The 13576-nt window shown below is 69.0% G+C and carries 14 protein-coding genes; 13 read left to right on the top strand and 1 reads right to left on the bottom strand.

The window, feature by feature from the left end:
* Positions 1 to 70: 70 nt before the first annotated feature.
* From BN4251_RS14480 to BN4251_RS14505, 6 genes are read left to right on the top strand one after another with little or no spacing between them, the layout of a single operon-like run.
* Positions 71 to 1255, top strand: a complete 1185-nt coding sequence (locus BN4251_RS14480; protein WP_170931976.1) for a phage portal protein — start codon at positions 71 to 73, stop codon at positions 1253 to 1255.
* A complete protein-coding gene (locus BN4251_RS14485) occupies positions 1252 to 2898 on the top strand; it encodes an HK97 family phage prohead protease (RefSeq protein WP_087485746.1) in 1647 nt (548 codons plus the stop codon). The genes BN4251_RS14480 and BN4251_RS14485 overlap by 4 nt, the downstream gene beginning before the upstream one ends.
* 5 nt (positions 2899 to 2903) lie before the next feature.
* Positions 2904 to 3248, top strand: coding sequence for a hypothetical protein (locus BN4251_RS14490; protein ID WP_140398451.1), 345 nt, complete (start codon positions 2904 to 2906; stop codon positions 3246 to 3248).
* Entirely contained in the window at positions 3245 to 3601 is a 357-nt protein-coding gene (locus BN4251_RS14495) for a hypothetical protein (protein WP_087485748.1), read from the top strand. The genes BN4251_RS14490 and BN4251_RS14495 overlap by 4 nt, the downstream gene beginning before the upstream one ends.
* Positions 3602 to 3614: 13 nt before the next feature.
* The gene (locus BN4251_RS14500) at positions 3615 to 4034 is read left to right on the top strand and encodes a hypothetical protein (RefSeq protein ID WP_087485749.1); all 420 of its coding nucleotides are present in this window, start codon (positions 3615 to 3617) and stop codon (positions 4032 to 4034) included.
* 2 nt (positions 4035 to 4036) lie between these two features.
* Positions 4037 to 4423 carry a hypothetical protein gene (locus tag BN4251_RS14505; RefSeq protein ID WP_212647619.1) on the top strand — a complete coding sequence of 129 codons (387 nt, stop codon included), beginning with the start codon at positions 4037 to 4039 and terminating at the stop codon, positions 4421 to 4423.
* A gap of 58 nt (positions 4424 to 4481) precedes the next feature.
* Here the strand turns inward: BN4251_RS14505 and BN4251_RS14510 are convergent, their stop codons facing one another.
* On the bottom strand, positions 4482 to 5768 hold the full coding sequence (locus BN4251_RS14510) for an ISL3 family transposase (protein ID WP_087483965.1): 1287 nt from the start codon (positions 5766 to 5768) through the stop codon (positions 4482 to 4484).
* A gap of 119 nt (positions 5769 to 5887) precedes the next feature.
* Between BN4251_RS14510 and BN4251_RS14515 the strand changes: the two genes are divergently transcribed.
* The 7 genes from BN4251_RS14515 to BN4251_RS14540 all read left to right on the top strand — a co-directional run bounded on the left by BN4251_RS14515 (position 5888) and on the right by BN4251_RS14540 (position 13438).
* On the top strand, positions 5888 to 6148 hold the full coding sequence (locus BN4251_RS14515; protein WP_087485750.1) for a hypothetical protein: 261 nt from the start codon (positions 5888 to 5890) through the stop codon (positions 6146 to 6148).
* A gap of 354 nt (positions 6149 to 6502) precedes the next feature.
* A complete protein-coding gene (locus tag BN4251_RS14520) occupies positions 6503 to 8566 on the top strand; it encodes a phage tail tape measure protein (protein WP_425426216.1) in 2064 nt (687 codons plus the stop codon).
* Positions 8566 to 9804: a hypothetical protein gene (locus BN4251_RS18070; RefSeq protein WP_140398452.1), complete on the top strand. Its 1239-nt coding sequence runs from the start codon at positions 8566 to 8568 to the stop codon at positions 9802 to 9804. Before BN4251_RS14520 ends, BN4251_RS18070 begins: the two co-directional genes overlap by 1 nt.
* Before the next feature lie 10 nt (positions 9805 to 9814).
* Complete coding sequence (locus tag BN4251_RS14525; protein WP_140398453.1) at positions 9815 to 11920, top strand: SGNH/GDSL hydrolase family protein; 2106 nt, start codon at positions 9815 to 9817, stop codon at positions 11918 to 11920.
* Complete coding sequence (locus BN4251_RS18500) at positions 11917 to 12816, top strand: peptidoglycan recognition protein family protein (RefSeq protein ID WP_212647620.1); 900 nt, start codon at positions 11917 to 11919, stop codon at positions 12814 to 12816. The genes BN4251_RS14525 and BN4251_RS18500 overlap by 4 nt, the downstream gene beginning before the upstream one ends.
* Entirely contained in the window at positions 12816 to 13205 is a 390-nt protein-coding gene (locus BN4251_RS14535; protein ID WP_087485753.1) for a hypothetical protein, read from the top strand. Before BN4251_RS18500 ends, BN4251_RS14535 begins: the two co-directional genes overlap by 1 nt.
* Complete coding sequence (locus BN4251_RS14540) at positions 13202 to 13438, top strand: phage holin (protein ID WP_087485754.1); 237 nt, start codon at positions 13202 to 13204, stop codon at positions 13436 to 13438. The genes BN4251_RS14535 and BN4251_RS14540 overlap by 4 nt, the downstream gene beginning before the upstream one ends.
* The last annotated feature ends 138 nt before the right edge of the window (positions 13439 to 13576 follow it).

Raw genomic sequence — 13576 nt, forward strand, 5'->3', positions numbered from 1 at the left:
TGTCACGCCCTGTCACGCAGTGCCCACCGCGCCGTGACGCCGCCCCAGCCCGTCCCGGATGCTCCGGGGCATGAACTTCTGGCAGCGGCTGACCGGCAAGACGCCCGCGCAGCATGCCGCCCGCGCCGTCGAGGACAACTCCCCGATCGTGCGCCTGCCCTCCCGCGAGTCACTCCCCGACGCCTCGGACGATCAGGCGATCGGGCTCATCGGCGTGTACCGCGCGCTGCAGGTGCTCACCACCTCCGCCGGGCAGCTCCCGCTCCGCCTCGAGCGCGGAGGGCAGACCATCATCGACACCGCGAAGCTTCCCCGGCTGGTCAAGCGGCCCGATCCTGAGATGGACCGCTCTGACTGGATCGAGCAGGCCGTCCTCTCCCTCGCTCTCGACGGGAACCTGTTCCTCCGCAAGGTCACCGATCGCACCGGCACGCTCATCGCCGCCCGCATCCTCCCGCCGGCCGAGGTCACGGTCACCCGTGACCCCCGCACCCGCGTGCTCCGCTACCACCACCGCGGCGAGAAGCTCACCACCGCCGACGTGTACCACCAGACGCTCATGCGGCTGCCCGGCCGGGACCGTGGCATCGGCCCGATCCAGGCCGCCCGCAACGAGATCGGCGCAGCCGCCGACGTGCGCGACTACGCCTCGAACTGGTTCCGCGGCTCCGGCCAGCCGTCCGGGCTGCTCAAGTCCAAGGGCGCCAAGACCGCCGAGGAGGCCAAGGCACAGCGCGACCGCTGGAACGAGGCCGCGATGGACGAGGACAACCCCACCGGCATCCGAGTGATCGGCGGGGACACCGAGTATGAGCCGCTGCTGCTCTCCCCCGAGGACGCGCAGTGGCTCGAGGTCCGCAAGTTCTCGGTGACCGAGTTCGCGCGCCTGTTCGGCATCCCGTCCGGGCTGATGCTCGTCACCCTCGACGGCAGCTCCATGACCTACTCAAACGTGGAGCAGGAGTGGCTCGCCTTCACCAGGTTCACGCTCATGTCCTACCTCCGCAAGATCGAGGAGGCGCTGACCGACCTGTCCCCGCTGGGCCAGACGATCCGCGTGGACGTGGACGTGCTGCTCCGCTCCGACACCACCACCCGGTACGGCGCGCACCGGATCGGGCTCGAGGCCGGCTTCCTCACCCTCGATGAGGTCCGCGCGATCGAGAACCTCCCGCCCCTGACCGATGAGCAGCGCGCCGAGGTCATGGCCCGGCTGCTCTCCGCCGCACCCGCACTCGAGGAGCAGCCGGCATGACCACCACCACCCTCACCCGAGACACCGTGACCTCTGACCGGCAGCTCGCCGTCGAGGTCCGCGCCAAGGACGACGCCGGCCGCACCTTCACCGGCATCGGAGTGCCCTACGACGAGGAGATCGACCTCTGGGGCATCCGCGAAAGGTTCGAGCGCGGCTCCGTCGAGCTGAACCCCGACGGCGTGCCCTCGCTCGTCCTGTGGCGGCACGACGAGCCGATCGGACGGATCACCGCCGGCCGCGACACCGATGCCGGGTTCGAGATCGACGGCGCACTGTCCGACACCGAGCGCGGCCGCGAGGTCGCGACGCTGCTCCGCGACGGCGTGATCTCCCGCCTCTCGATCGGGTTCCGCCCCGAGGAGTACCGGATCGAGACCAACGAGGACGACGACACCGAGACCGTCATCCACACCCGCGTGCGCGCGCACGAGTTCTCGCTCGTGCCGTTCCCCGCCTACTCCACCGCGACCGTCACCAAGGTTCGCCACCGCACCGCCCCGACCGACCCGCCCCAGCAGGAGGACACCATGCCCACCGACACTCTCACCCGCGATGACCTCGACGCCCTCTCCGAGACCGTCACCGACAAGCTCTCCGACATCGAGCGCCGCTTCTCCGAGTACACCGCCGGCCCCGGCACCGACGAGCTCGCCGCCCGCGCCGAGGCGTTCGGCAGCTTCGGCGAGTGGGTCGCGGCGATCGCGAACGAGCGCGCCGCCGACCACGAGCAGGCCGTCGAGCTGTACCGCGACGTGACCACCTCCGACGTGCCCTCCAAGCTCGTCAACACCCCCGGCTTCATCGGTGACCTCACCAAGCGGATCACCGAGCGCCGCCGCTGGACCAGCCGCTTCAAGTCCCGCGCCCTGCCCGCCAAGGGCATGAGCGTGGACTACATCAAGACGCTGCTCACCGCGACCATCGCCGAGCAGACCGAGGAGTTCGAGGCCCTCGCCAAGGGCGCCGGGTTCTCGGTCACCTCCGACAGCGCCCCCGTGCGCACCTTCGGCGGTGCCGAGACCGTCTCCCGGCAGGTGATCGACCGCTCCGAGGCGTGGGCGCTGACCGGAATGTTCGAGGCGTTCGGCATCCAGTACGCCCGCGAGACCGAGGCCGCCACCAAGGCGTACATCGTCGCGAAGATCGACGAGATCATGGCCAGCGGCGAGGCGGGCAGCGTGGTCGAGGTCCCCGAGGGCTTCGGCGCGTTCGACTGGATCGACGCGATCGTGGACTCCGCCGGGATCTTCGAGGACCGCGGCTACACCCTCGAGGAGCTCGCCGTCTCCCCCGACGTGTTCAAGCGCCTGGCCGCCGAGGCCGGCACCGACGGCCGCCCGCTGCTGACCGTGTCCAGCTCCGGCACCGGCAGCAACGTCGTCGGCACCGCGAACCTGCCCGCCGGCTCCGGCGAGCTGCTCCGCGTGCCCGTCTCCGTGCTGCACGGCTCCACCGGCCGCGCCCTGTTCTACGATCCCATCGCGATCGAGACCCTCGAGAGCCCGGGCGCGCCGTTCTGGCTGCAGGAGGACAACGTCCTGAACCTCTCCCGCGACTACGCCTGCTACGGGTACATGGCGCACATCACGCCGCACCCCGGCGCGCTGCTCCCGGTCAACTTCACCACCACCGCGGGCTGATCGCCATGAGCGAGAGCACGGCACAGGACTGGCCGGCAGGCATGCCGGCCGTGGACCTCGGCAGCTACGTCAGATCGAGCGGCCGCGAGAGCGAGCTCGTGAACGAGCTCGCCACCGCTGCCGCGACGATGGTCGCCAGCAGCATCGGCAGCGCCGAGGTGCCCGATGCCGTGCTCTCGCAGGCGATCCTCGCCGTCGGCGCGAACCTCTACCAGAAGCGGACCTCGGCGACCGGTGCCGGTAGCTACGACTCGTCCGAGCTGGTCGGCAACCCGATGCGCCCCGCCCTCGACCCGATGACGCAGGCGTGGCCGCTGCTCCGGCCCTACGTGGGAGTGGCGATCGCATGATCACCGCCACCCTCACGCAGATCACCGCCGAGGCCGCAGCGGCACTCGACGGGCTCGAGGTGACCGTCACGGACCAGCCGCACGACGCCGCCGGCGCAGTCATGGCCGGCGTGCCCGCGCTGCTGATCCTCCCCCCGTCCATCGAGTGGCTGACCCTCACGCACCGCACCGCGACGTGGACGGTCTACGCGCTCGCCCCGACCACGGACCCCACCGAGGCTGCCGGGATCTTCGAGCCGATCCTCGACGCCCTCGCCGAGCCCCTCGGCCTCGACTCCGCCGAGCCCGAGACCTACACGATCGCCGATCGCACGTTCCCCGGCTACACCCTCACCCTCACCACCGAACACTGAAAGAAGGCCCGTCATGGCTGTCACCGCCCACAAGCTCGGCCCCGGCGTCCTCACCGTCGGCGAGACCGGCACCCTCCGCGAGTTCACCTCGCAGATCACCAACGCCCGCTGGACCCCGAGCGTCGATCAGGAGGACCCGATCGACGTGCTCTCCGGCGAGCAGATCGCCGACGACCCCAACATCACCTCGGTCATCGCCGGGACCTTCCTGCAGGAGTACGGCTCCGAGGCGCTCGTGACCTGGTGCTGGGAGCACCGCGGCGAGGTGCTGCCGTTCAGCTTCCAGCCCCGGTCCGACCAGCAGCTCGCGATCTCCGGCCAGTGCCAGGTGCTCCCCGTCGAGGTCGGCGGCGACGTGAAGGCACGCAACACCACGGACTTCGAGTTCCCCCTGATCGGCGATCCCACCTTCGGGACCGAGCCCGCGGTCTGATCGTGGCGGGGCGCGAGGCAGGCATCCGGATCGAGGGGCAGCGCGAGCTACGCAAGTCCCTCCGCCAGGCCGGCGACGACCTCGAGGACCTCAAGGCGGCCCACAAGGCCGCTGCCGAGGTCGCCGCCGGCGGCGCCAAGCCGCTCGTCCCCGTCCGCTCCGGCCGCCTCGCCGGCACGATCCGGCCCGGCGGCACCAAGACGCAGGCCGTCATCCGCGCCGGCAAGAAGGCCGTCCCCTACGCCGGCCCCATCCACTGGGGCTGGGAAGCGCGCGGAATCGAGCCCTCGCCATTCCTGGCAGACGGCGCGAAGAATACAGAACCACAATGGGTCGAGTTGTTTTATCAAGAGCTCGACAAAGCACTCAAGAAAGTTAAAGGCAAATGAACAAGACCTATGTGGGCTCTTCGCGGTTCGTGGTGAATGACCCTGCTGTAGCGGGTATTCACGCTACGGTTCTCGCGGCGCTGGCTAACAGGATACGGGTCCGGTAGTTCTCCGCGTTACGGAAGCCGCGGCCGGTGCGTTTGATGTTCTTGATGCCGGTGTTCGCTGCCTCGACTCGGGCGGTGGTCGCGCCGGTGACGATGAGGACCTCGATCGCGTCCCACCAGGTCACGACGGTGTCGTAGAGCTTGGTCGCCTCGGGCATGTTCGCGAGCTGGGCGAAGTAGCCCATCCGCATCCGTTCGTCCCAGGCCTGGGCGAGGGTGTCGGTGGCCAGCAAGCGGCGGAGCTGCTCCTTGATGCCCCAGGCGGCCGAGAGCTCGTCGGTGGGGTCATCGGTGCGGAACACCGACTCCAACCGCTCCCAGGCCCGTGGAGTGAGGGTGTCAGCGCCGCGTAGCAGCAGCATCCGGTGGGCCCAGGCCGGGTCGTCCTTGCGGCCGCGACGACCGCGATGGGTGCGGGCTAGGCGTTGACGGACGGTGGTGACCATGTCGTTTCCGAGCTTGACGAGGTGGAACTTGTCGACCGAGACCGCAACGCGGGGCAGGTAGGTCCGCAGTGCTTTGCGGAACGCGGCCGAGGGATCGATGGCGACGATCTCGATCCGCTCCCGCCAGAGCTCGGAGCGCTGGGCGAGCCAGTCGCCGACGGCGGTGGAGTCCCGGCCGTCGACGATACCGAGGACCTGCCCGGTGGAGAGGTCGACCAGGGTCGTCATCCAGGGCTCGAACCGTCTCCAGGCACCGTCGTCGGTGCGGAACCAGCGCACCGACCGGTAGCGGTGCTCATCGATGCCCAGGCGCGTCACTGACACGTCCTCGGCGGTGGGCAGGACCACGGCGGCAGCCGCCAGCGCGGCCTGGACCAGCCACCACGAGACGCCATGGGCCCGGGCGACTTCCGAGGCTGCCCGGCCAGAGGTGATCACCGCGGAGACGACCTGATCCCGCAGCCGGGTCGTCGAGCGCGCGCGGTGCGGGACCTGGTCGGTCGCTTCCCAGAACGTGCGCCGGGCGCAGGCCGACTCGAGGCAGAACCAGCGCCGCTTGGCCCACACCACCGCCATCGCCCCGGCCACGGGCACGTCTCGCACCTTCTGGGATCGGCGGGAGTGGACCTTGGTCGCGAGCACCCCGCACGACGGACAGCCCGGCGGCTCGATGGATTCGATCACCACCCGCCGGCCTCCATCGGGCAGGTCGATCGCGTCGATGACGCGGTAGTCGGGCAGGTTGAAGATCGTGCTCGCAGCATCTCGCTGCGAACCCGTATTCTCATGCACAGGCTCGTGGTCCTCTGGGATGTGGCTGTCTAGACAACACCCATCACAGCAGGACCACGGGTCGTTCTACGCCAGCGACGCGACGCTCTCCTTCACCACGAGCCGCGAAGAGCCCCTATGTGACGTTCGAGCTGCTCGACGGGACCGTGCACGACAAGGTGCGCGTGCTCGCTGCCGACAAGGTGCGCGCCGAGGGGATCTGCCGCGACAACGGCTGGCCGCTGGTCGAGGGCCCCCGGTTCCATGTCGCACTGACCTACGCCACCGCCAAGCGCGCCGAGCACACCGACGCCCCGAACGTCGCCGCGTTCATGGACGACCTCGCCGATTACGCGCTCTCGACCGACGAGACCGAGGACGGCGAGCCGGACCCTACCTGACCGGCTGGCGAGCGCACCTGGTCGCGCTCGCTATCCGCTCCGGCATCCCGGTCGCCGCATGGCTGGACGGCGACCCGCACGACCTCGAGACCGCCCTACTACTGATCGACCGAGAAAGCGAGGATAGTCATGGCAGGTAAATCCGCGATCCTCGCTGTGAAGATCATCGGTGACGCTTCCAACGCGATCGGCTCGATGGGTAAGGCCGGCCTCGCCGTCGCTGGCCTCGGCACTGCAGCTGTAGCTGCCGGCGCGCTGGTCGGCAAGGCGCTGTATGACATCGGCGCTGCCGCGACCGACATGGACAACGAGATCCGGATCGGCACCGGCGCTACCGGCGAGGCGCTCGAGGGCATGCAGGACACCGCCCGCGATGTGGCGCGCAAGGTCCCCGCCTCGCTCGATGAGGTCGGCACCGCCGTCGCCGACCTCAACACCAACCTCGGCCTCACCGGCCCGGTGCTCGACACCGTGGCCTCTCAGGTGCTCGAGGCCGGCCGCATGCTCGGCGAGGACATCGACATCAAGAACGCCGCGAGCACGCTCAACGGCTTCAACGTCGCCGCCGAGGAAACCCCCGACGCGCTCGATGACATCTTCCGCGTCTCGCAGGCCACCGGCACCTCGATGAACGACCTCACCGGGCAGCTCTCTACGCAGTCCGGTGTGCTCTCCGAGCTAGGGCTCGGCCTCGGCGACTCGGCCGCGCTCATCGGTGGTCTGTCCAAGGCCGGCATCGACTCCAACGCCGTGCTCAAGGGCATGGGACGCTCGATGACCAAGCTCGCCAAGGACGGCGAGCCCACCGCCGACACCTTCAATCGCGTCATGGGCGAGCTGCAGGGGTTCATCGACACCGGCGACACCGCTGCCGCGATGGACCTCGCCACCGACCTGTTCGGCACCCGCGCCGCCCCACAGTTCATCGCCGCGCTCGAGTCCGGCGTGCTCAACATGGAGGATCTGATGGGCGCCACCGGCGCCACTCAAGACACCATCCTCGGTCTCGCCGATGAGACCCGCACCGCCGGGCAGCAGTGGGACATCCTCAAGAACAACGCGATGCTCGCCCTCGAGCCGATCGGCACGGTCATCTTCGGCGCCGTGGGCGATGCGCTCGGCGCGCTCGCGCAGTGGATCTCTACGATCGACTTCACCCCGATCCAGACGTTCGCCGATCAGATCGGGCCTGCCCTCGGCGAGCTCGGCGGGCAGCTCGGCGAGCTGCTGCTGCCGGTCCTCGAGCGCATGGGCCCCGCGCTGACCGGCATGCTCGAGGGCGGCATGCCGCTGACCGGCATGCTCGATCAGCTGTGGCCGGCCGTCGAGAGCATCGGGCAGGCGTTCATGGACGCCATGCCGGTGATCCTCGAGTTCGGCGAGTCCCTGCTGCCGCTGATCGGCGGCGCGGTCGAGGCGATCATCCCGCTGCTCATGGACATCGCCGAGACCGCGATCCCCGCCGTTATGGGGATCATCGAGGAGGTGCTGCCGATCGTGCAGAACATCCTCGAGACCGTGGTGCCCGCCGTGATCGGTGCCGTCGAGGAGCTGGTGCCTAAGATTCTCGAAATCGTTGATCCTGTAATGGAAATAGTTTCGACGCTGCTGGATTATCTCGCGCCGGCGGTCGAGTTCATCCTGCCGATCGTGGTCGGGATCTTCGATGCGCTAGTCACGCAGATCAGCGGCGCGATTGACATTATCGTGGCCGTGCTCGAGACCGTCTCCAATCTGCTCAAAGGCGATTGGTCCGCTGCCTGGGAGTCGATCAAGGGCGTCGTGGACGGCGCGATTACTTTTGTGCAGGGAATCATCGATCAGGGCATGGCGATCATCTCCGGGATCACCGGGCAGACGATTGACGACATCAAGCGCACCTTCCGCGACGGATGGGCGCTGATCGTGGACACCGTGAAGACCAAGGCCGGCGACCTGATCGGCGAGGTCAAGGCGCTGCCCGGCAAGATCAAAGACGGGCTCGGCAATATGGCGAACCTGCTCAAGCAGGCCGGCAAGGATCTCATTCAGGGCATGATCAACGGGATCGGCTCGATGGGGCAGGCACTCAAGGACAAGGCGAGCGGTCTCGCCGGCGGCGCTGTGGACGCGATCAAGGGCAAGCTCGGCATCGCGTCCCCGTCTAAGGTCATGCAGCAGGTCGGTGTGTGGACCGGCGAGGGTCTGATCCAAGGCGTCGAGAAGATGCAGCGCGGCGCGGCCGGTGCTATGGCGGATCTCGTCACGGTGCCCGACGCGCCGCGGATCGGTGTGCAAGCTGCCGGCCGTTCGGCGCGCTCCGACGCGCAGCACCTGCACATTCACATCGAGGGTGCTTTTGTCGGTGACCGGATCGGGCTCGCCCGCGAGATCGAGCAGATCCTCGCCGACCGCCGTGCACTGATCGGGGCGGCGTGATGGCCTACACCCGCCCCGGTCGCCTGTACCGCAAGCTGCAGCCCGATCAGCCGCTGTTTCGCCTCACGGTCGAGGACGGCACCGACCTCCGCGACAGCACCCTGACCGGAGTGACGATCAAGCGGGGCGACGGCTCACCGGACGGCGGCGTGACTCCCTCGACGCTCGAGGTCGGCCTGTCCGCCTACGCCTCTATCCGTTCTGGGCTGCACTGCTCGCTGTCCCTCACGGACTACGGGGCGCAGCTGATGAACACTCTCGTGGGCGCGTCCGCGAGCGTGATACAGCCGCGGTTCGCCGGCAGGATCGGCCGGCAGCACGTGGACGACCGCGGGCGCCGGCAGCAGACTACGCTCATGGCCGCGTCGTGGACCGCGCAGCTCGGCCGCGTCCGCAAGACCTACACCCCCGCGGTCGGCACCAACATCGCTACGGTCATCTCCGAGCTGATGACCGCCCCGGCGCTGCCGCGGCTGTCCGGCCCGACACGCCTCGCAACCTTAGACCAGTACGGAACGGTGCACCAGGCGCAGGACCCGCAGACCTACGGCGACATTGGCAAGTGGACCAGCGACCTCGGCATCAAGGCGATCGAGACCCGCGCTGGCTCACAGCAGATCACCACGCACGCCGCACGGTGGGCCGACGCTCTCGCCAACATGGATTACTGGCTTCCGGTGATCCGCTCGCAGGCCCTCGCGCCCGCGAAGTGGCAGCAGGACTCCGAGGGCATCCCCCGCAACCAGCGCCTCACGTGGGGAGTCGGTGCCAGTACCAACACCGCAACGTGGGGCGACGTGGACGACCCCAACGCCGTCGTGGTCGATCACGACCTCACGCACGCTCGATTCAACAATGAGGACCAGGTGCGCGCCGAGGGGTTCCGACTCCGCGCTCTCGAGTGGGAGTCCGCCTACTCGATCCCGAACGTCGAGATCGACCTGTTACACCTGCTCACGTCGCCCCGAAAGTACGATCGAGACCAGGCAGCGCGACTGCTCCGGCTCGAGGACGGCGACCCCGTTTACCTGTCTGGAGACTGGCATCATCAGTTGCAGGGCATCCACTTCGTCACGGGGATCACCGAGACGATCACCGGCACCGGCTGGACGCTCGCGCTCTCCCTCGCGCCGTCGCAGATCGTCATCGGCAGCGTCTCCCCCACCGTCCCCGCCCGCGTGTGGGACTCCGCGACCTATCCCTGGTCGGACGAGTCCCGCACCTGGAACGCCGCCTGAAAGGTTCATCATGGCTACAGACAACGAGATGCGCGCAGCCGGTATCCACCTGCCCGGCGGCTCCGACTACATCAAGGACGGCGACGACGCGATCAGCGCGAACGCCCGCGTGCTGTGGGATCGGATCGAGGCCGCCCGTTTCGATCAGACCGCCGTGCCCCTCGGTGCATCGGACGTGTTTGACGACCTGCCGACCAACATCTACACCTGGTGGTCGGGCGAGTCTGCCGAGGCGCTCGGCATGCCGTTCGTCGCGCAGGGCACGATGATCATGTCCCGCTGGGGCAGCGCCGGCGGCGTTGCTCTCGCCGCCTCCCGATCCACGACCCCGACCCTGTGGATCAACTCGCGCCTATCCGGCGGCTGGTCCGGCTGGACGCAGATCGGCGGCACGCCCGAGCCTGTCCAGCAGCTCAAGACCGCCGGCCCCGCCGGTCTCAAGACCGCGCCCCTTGCACTCACCACCGGGTACGGCGGTGCCCGCACCTCCGGCACCGGCACCACCTCGGTGATCCAGCACCTGCCCGCCGCCACCACGCGCCTGCAGCTCCGCATGCGGAACTGGAACCCCCGATACACCAACAGCGACCGCGCCGCCGTCACCCTCACCGGCGTGCGGATCGGCCGGCACACCAGCGGCGGCAACGGCACCAATTGGATCAACCTGCCCGCCGGCTCGACCGAGTACGCCTCGCAGTGGATCGACGTGCCCGCCGCGCTCCGGGGCGGCGAGATCGTCGTGCAGTACACGTGGTCGGGTTCGGACGTGACGCAGTGCCTCGGCACCGCGTGGACTGACGGCAGCACAGACCAGCGGCCGCCGCTGTTCGTGTGGCTCGCGCTCGAGGTGCCCTCGACCACCCCCGTAGTCGCCGCGTTCGGTTCCTCGACCGCGGCCGGCGTCGGCGCTGCCCGCCCCCTGATCGACTCATGGCTCGCACAGTGGGCACGCGCCAACGATGCCGTGCCGGCGTTCTGGGCGCACTCCGGCGACTCCGCCTCGTCGTGGACCGAGAAGGCGAACAGGAAGTGGGAACTCTACGGCGACGGCATCAACGCGCCCGACGCGATGCTGTACGCGATGGGCTCTAACGACTGGGCCGGCGGTGCCTCCCTCGAGGAGCTGCAGACCAGGATCGCATCGACCGTGGCCGAGATCCGGCGCCGCATCGGCGGCACGCTCTACGGCACCACCATCACGCCCCGCGCCACGCCGCCGAGCAATGACAACACCCGCCTCGCACTGAACGAATGGATGGAAACCTCCGGCCTGTTCCACGGCGTGCTGGACTTCGCCGGCGCCGTGGCGCTGCCTGACGGCACACTCGATCCCGCTGTGGATGCTGACGGCGTGCACGTCACCACCGCCGGGCACGCCCGCCTCGCCGCGGCGATCACCTACCCACTGGTAAGTGACCCCAATGCGATCACCTACGGCTGGTCTGGCACCCCGCACGCTTCCGAGTCGATCAAGTATGTCGGCGGTCGAGAGGTGGCCCGTAACCGGGCGATCAATCCCAGCTTCGAGGTGAGTGCAAGCACTGGCCTGATCGTCGGTTCCGAGGTCACCTTGAGCGGTAGAACGTCCGTGGCTTCGCGTGTCTCGCAGGGCACCCACTCGACGATTCTGTCGTGGGTAGATGACGGCAGCACGTCCGAGGTGCAGGGCATCGTGCAGCAGGACACCGCAGTGTCGCCGGGGCAGTGGGTGGCCGTTTCCGTGGACGTGGCCACCGCCTCGAGCGGGGTGCTGTACGCGGCGGGGATCATCACCGAGCGTGGCGACTCCAACAACCACATCACTCATCACTACCCCGGTGAATACGCCCAGGTCGGACAGAACGTGATGACGACGTTCACCTACGCGGTCCAGGTGACTGACCCGGACGTTGCTGTCGCCCGTGCCGGTCTCCGCTTCTCCGGCACTCCGGGCACCTACTCTCTGCCGAGGGCGTGGGGCTACATCGACGGCTTCCACATCGCGGTCGCAGACACCGAAGCTGCCGCCCGCGCCCAGGTCGCCGCCTACTTCGACGGCGACTCGCCTACCCAGAACCGACTCGATCTGCTCGAGGCCCGCCTCGACGCCCTCATCGCCCAGGAGGCCACGCCGTGAGCATCCGCTACGATCACCCCCGCTCCGCGTGGACGAGCAAGGCAACGCGCTCGCACCGGTTCAACACCCGCGTGCTCGGCGCTTATCTGCACTGGCCCGGCACTCCCGAGAACAGTCTGCACGGCGAGAGCACCGCGCAGATCGCGGCCCGGCTCCGCGGATACCGAGACGACCACGTGAACCGCCGGCGCTGGAAAGATATCGCCTACGGCGCGGCCGTGGACTGGCGCGGGCAGACGTGGGAGCTCCGCGGGCTCGATCACGAGTCCGGCGCGAACGGTGGCCCCGTGAGCAACAACAACGGCGCCGGGATTCTGATGCTGCTCGGTGCCCGCGAGGTGCCGACGCAGGCGATGATCGACGGCGTGCTCCGGCTGCTCGCGCAGCTCAAGGCGACGTATCCCACCGCGTCGTGGGTGCGCGGTCACCAGCAGTCGCCCGAGGCCGGCGGGCAGTGCCCCGGCCCGGCCGTGATGGGTCTGCTCAAGGCCGGCCGGTTCCACTACCGCGGGCCGATCGCGGTGCCGGGCGGCGGCACGAGCGTGCCGGCAGTGCCGAGCGCCGAGACCGCGCCGGCGTTCCCGCTGCCGCGCCGCAAGGGCGCGATGTGCTACTACGGCCCGCCGGACGGTCCGCGCACCAGCGTCTCCGGTCGCGGCCTGAACACGTTGGTGTCCGGCGATGTGCAGCGCGTCGGAGGGCGGTGGCGCTCCCACGGCCTCGCCCGGTGGCAGCAGCGTATGCGCGAGCGCGGCTACACCATCACGGTCGATGGGCGCTACGGCGACGAGACCGAGCGGATCGTGCGCTACTTCCAGCAGCTCATCGGCCTCACGGTGGACGGGAAGATCGGCCCCGCCACGTGGGCCGCCGCGTGGGAGGAACCGATCCGCTGATGCCTCCCTGGCTCACTGACCCCGAGGGCGTCGCCGCGTTCGTCGCGGCGCTGCTCGCGCTGCTCGTCACGATCGCCGGCGGACTGCTGGCCGCGATCGCCGCGATCGTCGCGGTCTGGCGCGCCAAGGTCAAGCCGCTGCTCACCGACACCAGCAAGGCGGCGCGCACCGCCGCCGACCAGCTCACCCCGAACCACGGTTCGAGCGCCCGTGACTCGCTCGGCAGGATCGAGAACACCCTCGACCGGCTCGACCGCTCCATGTCCCGCCAGATCGGCGAGATCCGCGCCGACATGAACCGCACCACGCAGCACAACGACCGCCAGCACAGCGAGATTTTCCGCAGGCTCCACGCACTCGAAACCCCGATGGAGGACACCCGACCATGAACAAGTACCGCGCCGCCGGCCCCGCCGAGATCAACCTCGGCCGCATCATCCGCTCCCCTAAGGCCCGCCTGTACGTCTACGGCGTGCTTGGCGCAGCGGCGCCGCTGCTCGTTTCCTACGGCATCGTCACCGACAGCGAGGTCGCCCTGTGGCTGTCCCTCGCCGGGACTATCCTCGCCACCGGTGGGCTCGGCCTCGCCTCGGCGAACGTGCCTACCGCGTCAGACGACTGAGTCGCACGCGTTCCGGCACTGAGAGTTCGCGATCTGCTGCCGCGGGTTTCCCTCGAGGGTGTACTCCGTGATCAGCACTGCGATCAGATGCTCGCCACACTTCGGGCAGGGCTGCTTATCAGTGAGCTCAACCCACTT

This window comes from Brachybacterium massiliense (assembly GCF_900184245.1).
GTDB lineage: Bacteria > Actinomycetota > Actinomycetes > Actinomycetales > Dermabacteraceae > Brachybacterium > Brachybacterium massiliense.